The organism is Okeania sp. SIO2F5, assembly GCF_010692685.1.
Lineage (GTDB): Bacteria > Cyanobacteriota > Cyanobacteriia > Cyanobacteriales > Microcoleaceae > Okeania > Okeania hirsuta.
This window is the reverse complement of record NZ_JAAHGU010000052.1, coordinates 28140-42714: the sequence shown is the minus strand read 5'-3', so window position 1 is coordinate 42714 and position 14575 is coordinate 28140. Positions and strand designations below refer to the sequence as shown.

Sequence of the window (14575 nt, the reverse complement as noted above, 5' to 3'; positions counted from 1 at the left end):
ACGGAGAACCTTTGGCTGAAACCTACGACCATTTGTATGCTATTCTGACATCCCTAGAAGTAATTAAACAATATTTAAAAGGTCAGCAAGCAACTGTATTAAGCGACCAATTTTTGTTTTATTCTCAGAAGTTTCCTAGTTTGCGAGTAGCTCCTAATGTGATGGTAATTTTTGATGTAAAACTAGGAGGAAGAGATAACTATAAAATATGGCAAGAAGGTCAAACTCCAGTAGTGATTTTTGAAATGACTTATCCGGGAACAAAAGGAGTAGACCAAGATTTTAAAAAAGGATTATACGAACAATTAGGAGTGAAAGAATATTGGTTATTTGACCCGAGAGGAGAATGGATAAAAGACAAATTGCAAGGGTATCGTCTGAGAGGAAAAAATTATGAATTAATTACAGATGGTCGGAGCGAACCTTTAAAATTACGGTTAGAAGTAGAGGATAAATTAATCGGATTTTATCGAGAAGATACAGGAGAAAAATTGTTAATTCCTGATGAATTACGAGAAGCTTTAAATCAGGAAATTGTGGCAAGACAAGAAGCAGAAAAACGAGCTGAAGAATTGGAATCTTTATTGTCTCGTTATCGCGATCGCTTTGGAGAATTACCTGAAAATTGACAGAAAAAATTAGGTTAAGGGTTAACGGATGTTTCATGCAACATCCCTACCACTTGTAACAAACATTTATCACGCTTGATATAAAACTATGACATCAGAAAACCAAACAACTTCAGACAATCAACCTGTAATCGAAAAACCAGAAAATCAAACAACTTCAGAGAATCAAACTATAACTGAAAAAAAAGAAGTATTTTATCCTAACGAGGATGAAAAAACTTGGGGTGAAAGTTACGATCATTTACGAGCTGTTGCAACTATTTTTGAAACTTTGAAAGAGTATTTAAAAGGTCAAAAAGCCAATGTATTCAGCAAACAATTTTTATATTTTTCCAATGGTTATCCTAAGTTACGAACTGTTCCCGATGTGATGGTAGTTTTTGATATTGAACCAGGGGGAAGAGATAGTTATCTTCTTTTTGAAGAACTTAAAATTCCGGCGGTTATTTTTGAAGTCACAACTGAAAATACCCGCAGAGATGATGAGGGTTTTAAAAAAGTATTTTACGAACAATTAAAAGTACAGGAATGTTGGTTATTTGACCCCAAAGGTGAATGGATAGAAGAAAAATTGCAAGGGTATCGTCTGGGAGAAACAAATTATAAATTAATTACAGATGGTCGGAGCGAACCTTTAGGATTACAATTAGAAGTTGAGGATAAATTGATCAGATTTTATCGGGAAGATACGGGAGCAAAATTGGTAATTTATGATGAATTACGAGAAGTTTTGAATCAGGAAATTGGGGCACGGCAAGAAGCAGAAAAACGAACCGAAGAATTAGAATTTTGATTAGCTCGTTATCGCGATCGCTTTGGATAATTACCTGAAAGTTAACAGCAATGATTGGTTTTATTGAATAAGTTATGAGCAAATGATATGATTCCCAATTTTGGATTTATTTGTAGGGGAGAAAGCAAAGTATCTAAGGATATTAATTTATCTAGGGGAACAGTTTGGAAACTTTTCTAAAGATATTTTTGTTGGGTTTCCTTCTTCAACTGATAACTGATAATTTAATTTAGGGCAGGCAAAGAAAGAGGCAAAATTTATAGTTACTTGATGATAATTCAACATTTACCGAATAATTAAGGTTTCAAGCCTCTCCTTTAAACGAGAAAAAAGCGGTCAATCTTAGGAACTTCCCGTAGGTTTGGATGGCTAGGTCTCAAAGCCATATCCAATCGACCAAGAGAAGAAAAAATTTTCCTGTTCGTCAATCCTATCCGTTTTCAAGGAGAGGTAATAATTAATTATTAATTATTAATTATTAATTGTTGAACTACCCTACTATGATTAACTACTCTAAATTGGACTAGCTTCTAAAAACAAAGAATAATTTGTGTGACCACTAAACTCAGAAACTCGGACAAAATAATTACCCTCTGGTAAGAAATCAACACCTATTATTTCATCAATAGTACCAACATTTCTTGACTCAGCAAAAATCTCTAAAGTTTCTGCCACTCCATTATTATTAATATCCTCAATTAACTCCACATCTGCATCCCCAACTAAACCAGTTAATACAACATCTAAACTACTAGGAGTATTCAACATAAAACTATAAACATCAACCGGATTTCCATCTCCAATAAAATTGTTAAATTCTGCAGTTCCCAAAACACCAAAATCAGCATTAATATTTAACAAATCATCTCTAAAATCGGGAGGAGTACTCAAACGATTTTCTGGCAAACCAACTAAAATATAATGTTGAATTGCACTACTAAAAATACCATTATTTAATAACTCCACTACATCCTGATTTTGAGCAAGATAAAAATCGGTGTTAAAGAAAAAACTAGGGTCGCGATTTTCAAATTGACCAAATCTGACAAAATGTTCAAAAGGTGTTAATCCTGCTGACTCTAATGTTGTAGCAAAATCAGGATTTGCTCTATAAAATAAATTAGTAAATAAAGGACTAGGGTCGCGCAATTCAAATTGACCAAACCTAAGAAAATGTTCCACTGCCGTCAGATTATCTTCCTCAATAGCAGCAGCTATATCAGTATTAATTTCGAGATAAAAGCTAGTATCAAATAAAGCATTGGGGTCGCGATTTTCAAATTGACCCACATTCACAAAATGTTCCAAACCACTACTGAAATTACCCGCAGCAATTTCATCTACAACATCGGGGTTTTGAAATAAATAAAATCCTTCATCAAACAGAGTTTCAATAGTTAACATTTCTTAAAAGTTTATTTTTGAGTTTACATTGCAACCTAAGCAATGTTATCTTACTACAATCGTTCATTTCTGTATGCTTTAAATTCAAAATTTATAATTAAAAATTAAGGGACATTAATTATGAGTAAATCTTCTTTAATGAACATCCTGCGTCGCGCTTATGGTATTGCCAGAATGTCTAAAAAAACTGGCATTCCCAGCGATGAGTTATTAGGAATGGTAAGAGAAGCTCAAAGTAATAAATTTCGGACTACTCGCCGTCGTTTATTACAAGGTGGTTTAGGATTTGCTGGAGCAATGGCAGCTTCTAATTTCTTCAAGGGTGGACAACGAGCAATGGCTCAACAAACGCCAGTATTAATAGTGGGGGCAGGAATTGCGGGATTAACTGCAGCTTACCGCCTTACTCAGGCAGGAGTACCAGTAAATGTGATAGAAGCTAAGAACCGAGTAGGGGGTAGAATGCTAACTACCCAAAAAGCGTTAGGTACACCATTCTCAGTGGAATTGGGTGGGGAATTCATTGATACAGATCATTTTTGTACCCGTGGTATAGCAGAAGAATTAGGATTAAATCTGGTAGACTTATTGGCAGTGGATGAGAGCTTAGGAATACAGGACACTTACTTTATTGGAAATCGTAGAGTACCAATAGAAGAACTGATTAGAGACTTTGCGCCAGTTGCTCAACAAATTGATGCAGATTTAGAAGCGATCGATGAATTTGAAGACTATACCACACCTATACCAGCAGCAGTAGAACTAGATAATATCTCCATCGCCGAATATTTAGACCGGATTCCTGAAACTACATCAACAGTCCGTCAACTAATCCGAATTATTTACACGGGTGACTATGGTCTCGACACTGAAGAACAGTCTTGTCTGAATCTACTCTTTTTAATAGGTACTGAACCGGGAGAGTTTGAACCTCTTGGTACCAGTGATGAACGTTTTCATGTAGAGGGGGGGAGCGAACGAATTCCCCAAGGGTTGGCAAATATACTTTTCAATTCCATTGAGACAGGAACAGTATTAGAAGCGATCGACTCTCTTTCTGATGGTCGATATCGAGTAGCATTAAGGTCGGGTCATAGTACCTTTGACCGCACTTATGAACGAATTTTACTGACATTACCCTTCAGTGTGCTGCGACAAGTTCAGCTTAATGTAGATATCCCTCCTGTGAAAAGGTCATCTATAAATACTGCTAGTTACGGAACGAACTCTAAGTTAACTACTGCTTATCAAGAAAAAATCTGGCGTACTCGCTACAACTCCAGAGGTAATGTTATTTCAGACTTAGGATTTCAAGCTACTTGGGAAACTGCGGAAAGTCGTTACATTCCAGGTCCTGGTTTGATTACACAATTTGTTGGTGGTACTCAGGGTGTAGCAATAGGATCTGCTACTGCTCAAACCCACGCTCAACAGTTAAATGCTCAACTAGAACTTGTTTTTCCTGATATCAGTAGCGTGGCGATGCCATCCCAAGCAATTCGTAGTTATTGGCCTGGAGATCCTTTTGCTCGTGGTTCTTATTTGTGTTACAGACCAGGGGAGTGGACGCAATTTTATGGTGTGGAGGGAGAGCGTGTGGGGAATATATTTTTTGCTGGCGAACATACTTCTTTGGAATATCAAGGTTGGATAGAAGGTGGTTGTGATAGTGGTGAAGTTGCTGCGATAGAAATTTTAGATGATTTGGGTTTAATAGCAACTACTGAAGCGTTAAGAGTTAAACGATCTGTACAGTCGGAAATTCAAACTAAACCTCGCAGACTACCTGGAGCTAAGTATGTTCGGGAAAAACGGAATTTGCCACAAATAAAATAATCAGAAGGCTAACTGTAGAAAATGAGATCTCAAAAATGACTAAATCTTCGGTGATGACAATACTAAGTCGTGCTCATACTATTGCCAGAATCTCAAGAGAAACTGGTATCCCTAGTGATGAATTATTAGGAATGGTAAAAGAAGCTAAAGCTAGGAAATTTCCGAATACTTGCACTCGCTTATTAAAAAGTGGTTTAGACTTAGCTAAAAAATTTAAAGTTTCCCTTTTGTCCAAGGGTGGAGAAAGAGCAAGATCTCAAACAACTCCAGTATTAATAGTAGGAGCAGGAATTGCCGGATTAACTGCTGCTTATCGTCTAACTCAAGCGGGAGTTCCAGTAAACGTGATTGAAGCTAGTAACCGGGTAGGAGGTAGAATCCGAACTCGCCAAAAAGCATTAGGTACTCCATTTGCCGTTGAACTTGGTGGGGAATTTATCTACACCGAGCATACTTATCTGCGCAGTTTGATTGAGGAATTAGGATTACATCTTGTAGATTTGCAGGCAGTCGATGAAAACTTGGAAACACAAGAGACTTACTTTTTTGAAGGTCGCAAGGTTTCATTAGCAGAAATTACCACAGACTTTGCACCAATTGCAGAGCAGATTAACAGAGATTTTAAAGCGATCGCTAATTTTAAGGATTATACCACAAAAATTCCAGCAGCAGTAGAACTAGATAATATCTCAATTGCCGAATATTTAGACCAAATTCCTCAAACTACACCAGTAATTCGCCAGCTAGTCAAAGCTGCTTATGAAACTTACTACGGTCTAGATATGGAAGAGCAGTCTAGTCTCAATTTAATCTATATAATAGGTACTCAAGTAGGTAAGTTTGGCATTATTGGTGTTATGGAGCAACTTTTTAATGTACAGGGAGGTAACGAACTGATCCCCCAAAAGTTGGCAAGTTTAGTCTCCAATTCTATTGAGACGGGAACAATATTAGAGGCGATCAATGATCTTTCTGATGGTCGGTATCGAGTGGTATTAAGGTCGGGCAATAGTACCTTTGAGCGTACTTATGAGAGAATTTTGCTAACATTACCCTTAACTTTGTTAAGAGAAGTTCAGCTTAATGTAGATTTGCCACCTTTGAAAAAGTTATCTATAGATACTGCTAGTTACGGAACTAATTCTAAGTTAACTACTACTTATCAAGAAAAAATTTGGCGTACTCGCTACAATTCTACAGCTGATATCTATTTAGATTTAGGGTTTCAAAACACTTGGGAAACTTCTGAGAGTCGTTATCATCCAGGTATGGGTTTGATTACACAATTTGTTGGTGGTACTGAGGGTGTAGCAATAGGAACTGGTAGTCCTGAAATTCATGCTCAAAAATTGAATTCCCAACTCGAACAGGTTTTTCCTGGTATTAGTAATATTTCCATGTCAGATCGAACAATTCGTAGTTATTGGCCAGGAGAAGTTTATACTCACGGTTCTTATTTATGTTACAAACCGGGGGAGTGGACAAAGTTTTATGGTGTAGAAAGAGAGCGAGTGGGTAATATATTTTTTGCCGGGGAGCATACATCTTTTCTAGAAAATCAAGGTTATATGGAAGGTGGGTGTCAGACAGGTGAAATAGCTGCTATGGAAATTTTACAAGATTTAGGTTTAAAAGGTAGTGTTGAAGCAATGAGAAGTCAGCGGCGTTGGTGAAGCGGGTGTATGATATTAATCGCGCATTACTTAGGAGTCAACCCACCCCTCGCCCCTCCCCCTCCCAGGATGGGAACTCAGGAGTCAGGAGTCAGGAGTCAGGAGGGAAGAGAATGCGCGAAAGATTTGCACATTTGCGCTGAGGATGAAAAATTTTTTATACCGAACCCGAGCGGATTTGATATTAGTGGTTTAAAACTATCTGAAAAGCGTAAAAATAAATTTACCAGTAATATCATGTCTGATAGCATCGGTATTGTAAGCGTGAAGCTAAGGAAGAAGGAAGAGAGAAGAAGGCTTAAAAGATTGAAAAAACGTAAATTTCCTGTAGACATTCACCCTTGGTTTTACACAAACGCCCCCCAGCAGACATGATATAATTAATAGTTACTATGAAATACTTCTATTTTACTATATTAATACCATTGTTACACGGGGGAGTTTATGATCAATTATTACAGAGTAATATAGTGAATATATTTGCTCAAAAATCTGAATTTGATAACCCAATTTGTTATATGGAAACTACAGAGGGAAAAATTATTAATTTAGTTAATCTATGTGGCGATCGAGAAGCTATTAATGAAAGTAAAAAAGTTAGCTGCAAATCAGAATCAGAAAAAGTTAAAGCTACAGAAATACCGATTAGTAATATTAACTACGATGGTAATTTTTTAACTGGTAAAGTTGCTAATCAAAGTTGTCAAACTGTGAAGCAAATTAAGGTTATTTATCAAGTATTAGATGATGCTGGAAATATTATTGATAATGGGTTTATTTATGCTGAACCTAGTACGGTTGAGCCAGGAAAAGTAGCATATTTTAAAGGTAATGTTTCCCCAGGAGCTAAAGTAGAAACAACTTTTGTTGAATGGAGTGAATAATGAAGTTAGAATTTAGAATTCAGAATTTAGAATTCAGAAGTTCAAAAATGATGTGTGATAATTAACAGTATTAGAAATTTTGTTGCTTGAATTTTTTTGTTTATTTAGGTAATTACTTATAATTCATTTGCATAATTGTAAGCCTGTTTTTGTAATTCAAATATCTCCATCTGTTTTTCTATCAACATTAGGATTTTTCTTGAGTCTTTAAAAGTAATATACTTTTGCAAAGATAATATACTATAGCGTTTCCCAAGGTCGTGAGGTACAGTTATCTTTTTGTCTTTTTATTCCCTGTTCCCAGCTCCGGTGTTCCCTGTTCCCTCAAGCCTCAAATTTTGTACCTCACCAGTATGAGAATTGCTATAGCAAAATTCTGCTATTTATGCTACTTTTATCCGGCAAAAACCTACAAAAATAATTAAACTCTTTCTTCCCTTCTTCTCTCTTCCCTCTTTCTTCTTAACTTCAACTTAAATTATAAAAAAATCATAGATATATTTAAAGATATACAATTATAGATCCATAATCTGGACACAAAGAAAAATATTGTAGTCCAGACGATCGAAGTATGTACGAAAAAATAACTCCCCCAACCACAGGTTCTAAAGTCAGTTTCAGCAACGGTCAACCTAATGTTCCAGACGACCCCATTATCCCATTTATTCGGGGCGATGGTACAGGGGTAGATTTATGGCCAGCATCTCAAAAAGTCTTTGATGCCGCGATCGCTACTGCCTATGGAGATAAACGCAAAATCAATTGGTTTAAGGTTTACGCTGGTGACGAAGCTTGTGAAAAATATGGCACTTTCCAATATTTGCCGGAAGATACTCTCAACGCTATTAAAGAATACGGTATTGCCATTAAGGGTCCTTTGACAACTCCTATCGGTGGGGGTATTCGCTCCTTAAATGTGGCATTGCGTCAAATTAACGATTTATATGCTTGTGTTCGCCCTTGTAGGTATTACACAGGTACCCCTTCTCCTCACAAAAGTCCGGAAAAATTAGATGTGATTATTTATCGGGAAAATACCGAAGATATTTATTTAGGAATAGAATGGCGCGAGGGTACTGATATTGCTAGTAAGTTGATTGACATTTTAAACAAAGAATTAATTCCTGCTACTCCCGAACATGGCAAAAAGCAAATTCGCCTCGACTCGGGTATCGGTATTAAACCTATTAGTAAAACTGGTTCGCAACGGTTAGTTAAACGTGCCATCCAAAATGCTTTACGTTTACCCAAGTCAAAACAAATGGTAACTTTGGTGCATAAGGGTAATATTATGAAGTACACTGAAGGTGCATTTCGTGACTGGGGTTATGAATTAGCAACTACTGAATTTCGGACTGAATGTGTGACGGAAAGAGAATCTTGGATTCTTTCTAATAAGGAAGAAAATCCTAATATTAGTAGTGAAGAAAATGCTCGAAAAATTGACCCTGGTTATGATGCTTTAACAGCAGAAAAAAAAGCTGAAATCTGTCAAGAAGTTGAGGATGTATTAGGAGCTATTTGGGATAGTCATGGGGATGGAAAATGGCAAGATAAAATAATGGTAAATGACCGTATTGCTGATAGTATTTTCCAACAAATTCAAACTAGACCAGGGGAATATTCTATTCTGGCAACTATGAATTTGAATGGGGATTATTTATCTGATGCTGCTGCTGCTATTGTTGGTGGTTTAGGTATGGGGCCTGGTGCTAATATTGGTGATGAATGTGCTATTTTTGAGGCGACCCATGGCACTGCACCAAAACACGCAGGTTTAGATAGAGTTAATCCTGGTTCTTTGATTCTTTCTGGTGTGATGATGTTGGAATATATGGGTTGGCAAGAAGCGGCAGATTTGATTAAAAAAGGTCTTGAGGTTGCTATTTCTAATGGTGAGGTTACTTATGATTTGGCAAGGTTAATGGAACCACCTGTGGAAGCTTTAAAATGTTCTGAGTTTGCTGATGCAATTATCAAACATTTTCAAGATTAGATAAGTGTTAGGTGTTCAACAATTAATAAGTAATAATTAACAATTACTTCTCCTTGAAAAGAAGAGGATTGACTAAAAGGAAAATTTTTTCTTCTTTCTTCTTTAAAGGAGAGGCTTTAAACCTTAATTATTCGGTAAATAATAGGTACAAATGTTATTCATCTAGTGTCGCTACGCGGAAGTCAAAAGTCAAAAGTATTGATTTGTAATTGTTTTAGGATTTTGTAACTGGTCAATTATTTCCGCAATTCTGCACTAGTACTATTAACTTTTCAGCTAATACCTGATATGGCAGAAGAAAGTTTTTGTTATCTAGGAGATTTAGTATTTCATATTAGCTTTTGATATATCCGCGCCCTTTCCTTCGATTATACACAGGCGTAAGAATTAAAAATAAAATCAATTCTTATCTATAAATTATCAATTATTTTTTTCTGTTCCCTGTTCCCTGTTCTCTCTTTTCTGAAAATATCTATTGCTATATCTTAAAGCTTAATATTTAAAAAATTATTCAGTTATGTCAAATCTTCTCGAACAAGCAAAAACAGCTAGCCAAGAAAAAAATTGGTCTTTAGTTAATCAGTATTTACAACAATTTTTATTAGCATCTCAAAAGACCCGTGTTGAGTTGTTAGAAAATGCAGATTTAGATGTAGCAATAGACCTAGCAATAACAGTTCTGAAAAATGGGGATTTTCAAGAAAGATGGGATATTTATAAACTATTTAAACAGATTGGTAAACCAGCGATCGCTCCATTAATTGAAATGGTTCAAGATGAAGATTTAGACTTAGAAAGACGTTGGTTTGTAGCTCGGATATTGGCAGATTTTAACAGTGAGGAAGTTCGAGAAGCTCTGAAAAATATAATTATTAGTTCAGAGGCGAAAGATTTACAAGAAATAGCAGCAGATACTTTGGCAATTTTAGGAGATTCAGCAGTTGATATTTTAACAGATTTATTGGCCAAGCCAGATTCACGATTATTAGCAACAAAAGCTTTAGCTAAAATTAATTCTTCTAGCACCATAAAACCGTTATTAACTGTAGTAAAAGACGGCAATTATGAAGTTAGAAAAAATGCTATTACTGCCTTGAGTAATTACCATGATTCTCGGTTGCCTTTTGTCTTAATTTCGGCTTTAAAAGATACAGTAGCTCAAGTTAGAAAAGAAGCAGTAATAGGGTTAAGTTCTTATGGTAATTTACACGAAGAATTAAGTTTGGTGAAGTTGCTACAACCTTTACTGTGGGATATTAATTTTGAAGTTTGTCAACAAGTGGCGATCGCTATAGGAAAAATCGGTACAAATACAGCAGCAACGGCTTTATTTGAACTGTTACAAACAACGAATGTTCCTGTTTTTTTAAAGCTGGATGCGGTGCGTGCTTTAGGTTGGGTTGAAACTCAAGTATCTGTGGAATATCTACAAAGTTTACTCGGAGATAATTTATTAGTTACAGTTGAACATCAACCACAAATTGTTAATGAAATTATTACAGCATTAGGTAAAATTGAGCGTCAGGAATTAAAGCCAAAAGCTACAGAAATTTTGATTGAATTTCTCAGAAGTAATAATTCAGTTTTAGAAAGCGTCCGTGTCAAAAATTCTTTAGTTTTAGCATTGGGATATTTGGGAGATATTCGCGCTCTAGATTATCTCATTCAGTTATTAGAAGAAAATGATGCTAGTGTTAGGCTTCATTGTATAGCAGCATTGAAACAATTAGATTCAGAAAGAGCATATCAACAACTTATTTATTTATCTCAAAAAGCAAACATCAAATATGAGTTAAAAACAGGAATAGCTACAGCTATTGCTGAATGGAATTATTAAGAAGGTGTTAGGTAAGCATTCAGCATTCAGCACTTCAGCAGTCAGCACTTCAGCTATGAGTTATTAACTTATTATCTTGGCAGAAGGAATTAGTATTCAAGAGAAATGAAAAATTATCTTTTTATTTTGGGTTTAATACCCTACCGTCCACACGGTGTTTACAATTGGTTGGGCTTTGTAGACAGGAAGTGGCAGGTCGTTGACTATCCCCATCCATTTTTTCTTCCTTCTTATTTCTTCTTTCTTCCTTCTTATTTCTTCTTTCTTCCTTCTTCAATCAGTAAAATTATTGGCTCGAATTAGTATTAATTATCAGTTATTTAAGCACTGAGATAAACAGTTTTCATCCTGGATTGACTAACTGAGTCAAAACTATGTTATTATATGATTATCTGAGGTATAATTTGCTCCTATTTTTAGCTCTAATTCCAGGGATAATACCAATTTGATAAATTTTTGCTACAAATAACTAGGATATTTCTGAGGAGTCAACCCACCCCTCGCCCCTCCCCCCCCTGGGAGGGGAAGTCAGGAGTCACACGGGAATGGCTTCAATACCATTTTTTACCTATGTAATTCTCTTTTTTGTCAAAGGGACATCTCCTTTAAAGTCTTTTAATAATGCTTATTATTCGTAACATTCTTTTTTCAAAATGGTATAACTTAAAATCCTGAATCCCCTATTAATAAAATGAAATACTGGAAATCAGGTAAACAACTACAAAATGGCAAATATATAATTCAAGACCTGCTTGGTATTGGCGGTTTCGGTATTACTTATCGTGCTTTAGAACAAAGCTCTAATCAATTAGTTGCGATTAAAACTCTCAATTATCGAGTACAACGTAAACCCAATTTTGACAAACATCAAGAAAATTTTTTAAATGAAGCCTTATGTTTAGCAAAATGCCGTCATCCCAATATTGTAGAAGTTCATCGCCTTTTTAAAGAAAATAAATTATGGTGCATGGTGATGGAATATATAGATGGGGATGACTTAGGAATTTATCGTGAAGAGCAACACGGAGTTATATCAGAAAGTAAAGCAATACATCTAATTAAACAAGTAGGAGAAGCACTAACATTTATACATAATCAAGGATTTTTGCATCGGGATGTTAAACCTCAAAATATTCTGCTACGTCGAGATAATTTAGAAGCAGTATTAATTGATTTTGGTTTAGCACGAGAATTTAATAGCGGCAGCGTACAAACTCATACAACTGATAGTACATTGTATTTTGCACCAATTGAACAGTACGAAAGACGAGCAAAACGGGGAGCTTTTACTGATATATATGCTCTAGCAGCAACTCTATACGTTTTATTGACAGGTGAAATGCCAACACCAGCAAAAGTCAGACAAGAAGGAAAAATACCATTAATTCCACCAAAAAAATATAATTCCCAAATTAGCGTTCGAGTCAATGATGCAATTATTAAAGGCATGAAATTAGAGCCAGAAGAACGGCCTCAATTTGTTGCTGAATGGTTAACTTTATTGTCACCACTAGAAGAATTTGTCATAACTAATTTACCCTCAACTTTGCCAGCAACTCTGCCAATAATTTCCGAAACTCCTCCCGAATTACTAACTGTTGATTCTAGTTTTGAACTCGAATTGCAAACTTTTAAATTTGAATATTTAACAATCAAAATTAACCCAAAAGGTGAAATAATTGAAACCATAAAAGAACAACGGAAAAATCAACAATTTATTGAAAATATTGCCAATAATATTTTCCTAGAAATGGTATCTATTCCTGGCAATACTTTCTTAATGGGTTCCTCAAAAACAGCAGCAGAAAAATGGGAAACAGAAAGTCCACAACATCAAGTTACAATAACACCTTTATTTGTTAGCAAATATCCCATTACTCAAGCACAGTGGCAAGCAATAATGGGCAAAAACCCAGCTTATTTCAAAGGAGAAAATAGACCAGTAGAAATGGTGTCTTGGTATAACGCAATTGAATTTTGTCGTCAGCTATCTGCTCAAACTGGAAAAACTTATCGGTTACTATCAGAAGCAGAATGGGAATATATTTGTCGTGGAGAAACAACTACATTATTTTACTTTGGTAATAGTCTGATAACTGACCTAGCAAACTATAATGGCGAAGAAGCTTATGCTTGTTCATTACAACAAAATTATCGCGAACAAACAACAGATGTGGGTAGTTTTCCACCCAATGCTTTTGGATTATACGATCTTCATGGCAATGTCTGGGAGTGGTGTGCCGACCCCTGGCATAATAATTATCAGGGTGCTCCTTCAGATAGTAATGTGTGGGAAAAAGATGGCAATTATAACTACAGAATGTTGAGAGGAGGAGGATACTTGAATTATTCTAAAGGTTGTCGTAGTGCAAATAGAAATTGGAAAACTCCCAGAAGTAAGTGTAAGTCAGTAGGTTTTAGAGTGGCAGTTTCTCATATTTTTTCAATTTAGGAATGAAGAGACTTTAGAGGAAAAACTGACTATTTTGATGTTCTAATCCCTATGCTTTACTTGACATATCACAAATATTTTTGGAGGTACAGGCAAAAAAATTAACAAAAAATAAAATCTTGGTAAATTCCTCATGGATAAGTTGGAATTTAAAATTTTATTGAAAAAAATTAATTTTTGTAACTTTCAAATCCCCGACCGAAATTTGTCAGCTCTCCCCACCTAAATATTTAGATAATATTTAGCAAAAATTTTATGGGAGAGTTTGACCGAAAACTATAGCAAATATTGAATTGGTTAGAACATAGTAGTTTCTAATTCTAGAATTTATGACTTAATTTGTGTCAGAAACTTAGTCATCAACAATTTGAGCCCAATCAGGGAAAGAAGGAGGAAAGAAATTAATATCATAGTCGGACTCTTCCCACTCATTAACCCACAATGGCACTACTCCCACCCCTTGTATAGGAGTTCTAGAAAAAACCCTTTCCCCACATTCAACAGTATGAAATATCTGTTTGAGGGTATCTCCTAAATTAAGGGCTAAACTTAATAGCTCATCCAATTCAGGAGCAACCCTCTTCACTCTTGGTTTGTCCTCCTCAGCCCACAGGAGTTTTAGGGACTTAAGAGCTCTGGGACTGAGTTGACTTCGATAGTAAACACGCTTAAGTTGGGCCACAGGTTCTAGACTCCTTTCTACCCGGCGAATTTGCTGTAACCGGAGATAGTGCCACTCTGCCAAATGCTTTCGGTCTTCAGGAGGTATTTTCCCTTTACTAGAGGAGTGTTGGAAGGCATATTTTGCGCAACTACAACCAAGATTAGCTAACAAATGGATTAATTGTCTTTCTTTAGGAGTGGCTTGTCTTCTTTCTGCAGTTCTTGTAATAACCCTTTTTCTTCGTGTAGTAGTCGTTGTGTCCATCATTTTTCGATAATAGTAATCAGAACATCATACAAGGATAATCTAGGGTAGAATCCTAATTAGTAACATATAGTTCTACCCATATCTGAATATCAACTCTAATTTGTCTTTACTGTCTCCAGGAAGTTATTTCGGCCTTCCTG

At 35.7% G+C, this 14575-nt stretch carries 11 protein-coding genes; 9 read left to right on the top strand and 2 right to left on the bottom strand.

Going from position 1 to position 14575, the window contains the following annotated elements; all coding sequences use genetic code 11:
• Together F6K27_RS17390 and F6K27_RS17385 are read left to right on the top strand one after the other, a co-directional pair.
• On the top strand, window positions 1-629 hold a 629-nt coding region (locus F6K27_RS17390), incomplete at its 5' end, for a Uma2 family endonuclease (RefSeq protein WP_287300899.1).
• An 88-nt stretch (window positions 630-717) separates the two neighbouring features.
• Entirely contained in the window at window positions 718-1422 is a 705-nt protein-coding gene (locus F6K27_RS17385; RefSeq protein ID WP_287277059.1) for a Uma2 family endonuclease, read from the top strand.
• Between the two features lie 513 nt (window positions 1423-1935).
• Here the strand turns inward: F6K27_RS17385 and F6K27_RS17380 are convergent.
• On the bottom strand, window positions 1936-2826 hold the full coding sequence (locus F6K27_RS17380; protein WP_287277057.1) for a PPC domain-containing protein: 891 nt from the start codon (window positions 2824-2826) through the stop codon (window positions 1936-1938).
• 120 nt (window positions 2827-2946) lie between these two features.
• Between F6K27_RS17380 and F6K27_RS17375 the strand changes: the two genes are divergently transcribed.
• From F6K27_RS17375 to F6K27_RS17345, 7 genes are all read left to right on the top strand, one after another.
• Window positions 2947-4662: a flavin monoamine oxidase family protein gene (locus F6K27_RS17375; protein WP_287277056.1), complete on the top strand. Its 1716-nt coding sequence runs from the start codon at window positions 2947-2949 to the stop codon at window positions 4660-4662.
• 35 nt (window positions 4663-4697) lie between these two features.
• Window positions 4698-6335: an FAD-dependent oxidoreductase gene (locus tag F6K27_RS17370; protein WP_287277054.1), complete on the top strand. Its 1638-nt coding sequence runs from the start codon at window positions 4698-4700 to the stop codon at window positions 6333-6335.
• A 9-nt stretch (window positions 6336-6344) separates the two neighbouring features.
• On the top strand, window positions 6345-6710 hold the full coding sequence (locus tag F6K27_RS17365) for a hypothetical protein (RefSeq protein WP_287277052.1): 366 nt from the start codon (window positions 6345-6347) through the stop codon (window positions 6708-6710).
• Window positions 6711-6727: 17 nt separating this feature from the next.
• Window positions 6728-7219, top strand: coding sequence for an FxLYD domain-containing protein (locus F6K27_RS17360; protein ID WP_287277051.1), 492 nt, complete (start codon window positions 6728-6730; stop codon window positions 7217-7219).
• A gap of 571 nt (window positions 7220-7790) precedes the next feature.
• Window positions 7791-9215, top strand: a complete 1425-nt coding sequence (locus F6K27_RS17355; protein ID WP_287277050.1) for an NADP-dependent isocitrate dehydrogenase — start codon at window positions 7791-7793, stop codon at window positions 9213-9215.
• Window positions 9216-9732: 517 nt separating this feature from the next.
• Window positions 9733-11052, top strand: coding sequence for a HEAT repeat domain-containing protein (locus F6K27_RS17350; RefSeq protein WP_287277049.1), 1320 nt, complete (start codon window positions 9733-9735; stop codon window positions 11050-11052).
• A 691-nt stretch (window positions 11053-11743) separates the two neighbouring features.
• Window positions 11744-13504 carry a bifunctional serine/threonine-protein kinase/formylglycine-generating enzyme family protein gene (locus tag F6K27_RS17345; protein ID WP_287277047.1) on the top strand — a complete coding sequence of 587 codons (1761 nt, stop codon included), beginning with the start codon at window positions 11744-11746 and terminating at the stop codon, window positions 13502-13504.
• Window positions 13505-13856: 352 nt separating this feature from the next.
• Here the strand turns inward: F6K27_RS17345 and F6K27_RS17340 are convergent, their stop codons facing one another.
• Window positions 13857-14435, bottom strand: a complete 579-nt coding sequence (locus F6K27_RS17340) for a hypothetical protein (RefSeq protein ID WP_287277045.1) — start codon at window positions 14433-14435, stop codon at window positions 13857-13859.
• Between the last annotated feature and the right edge of the window lie 140 nt (window positions 14436-14575).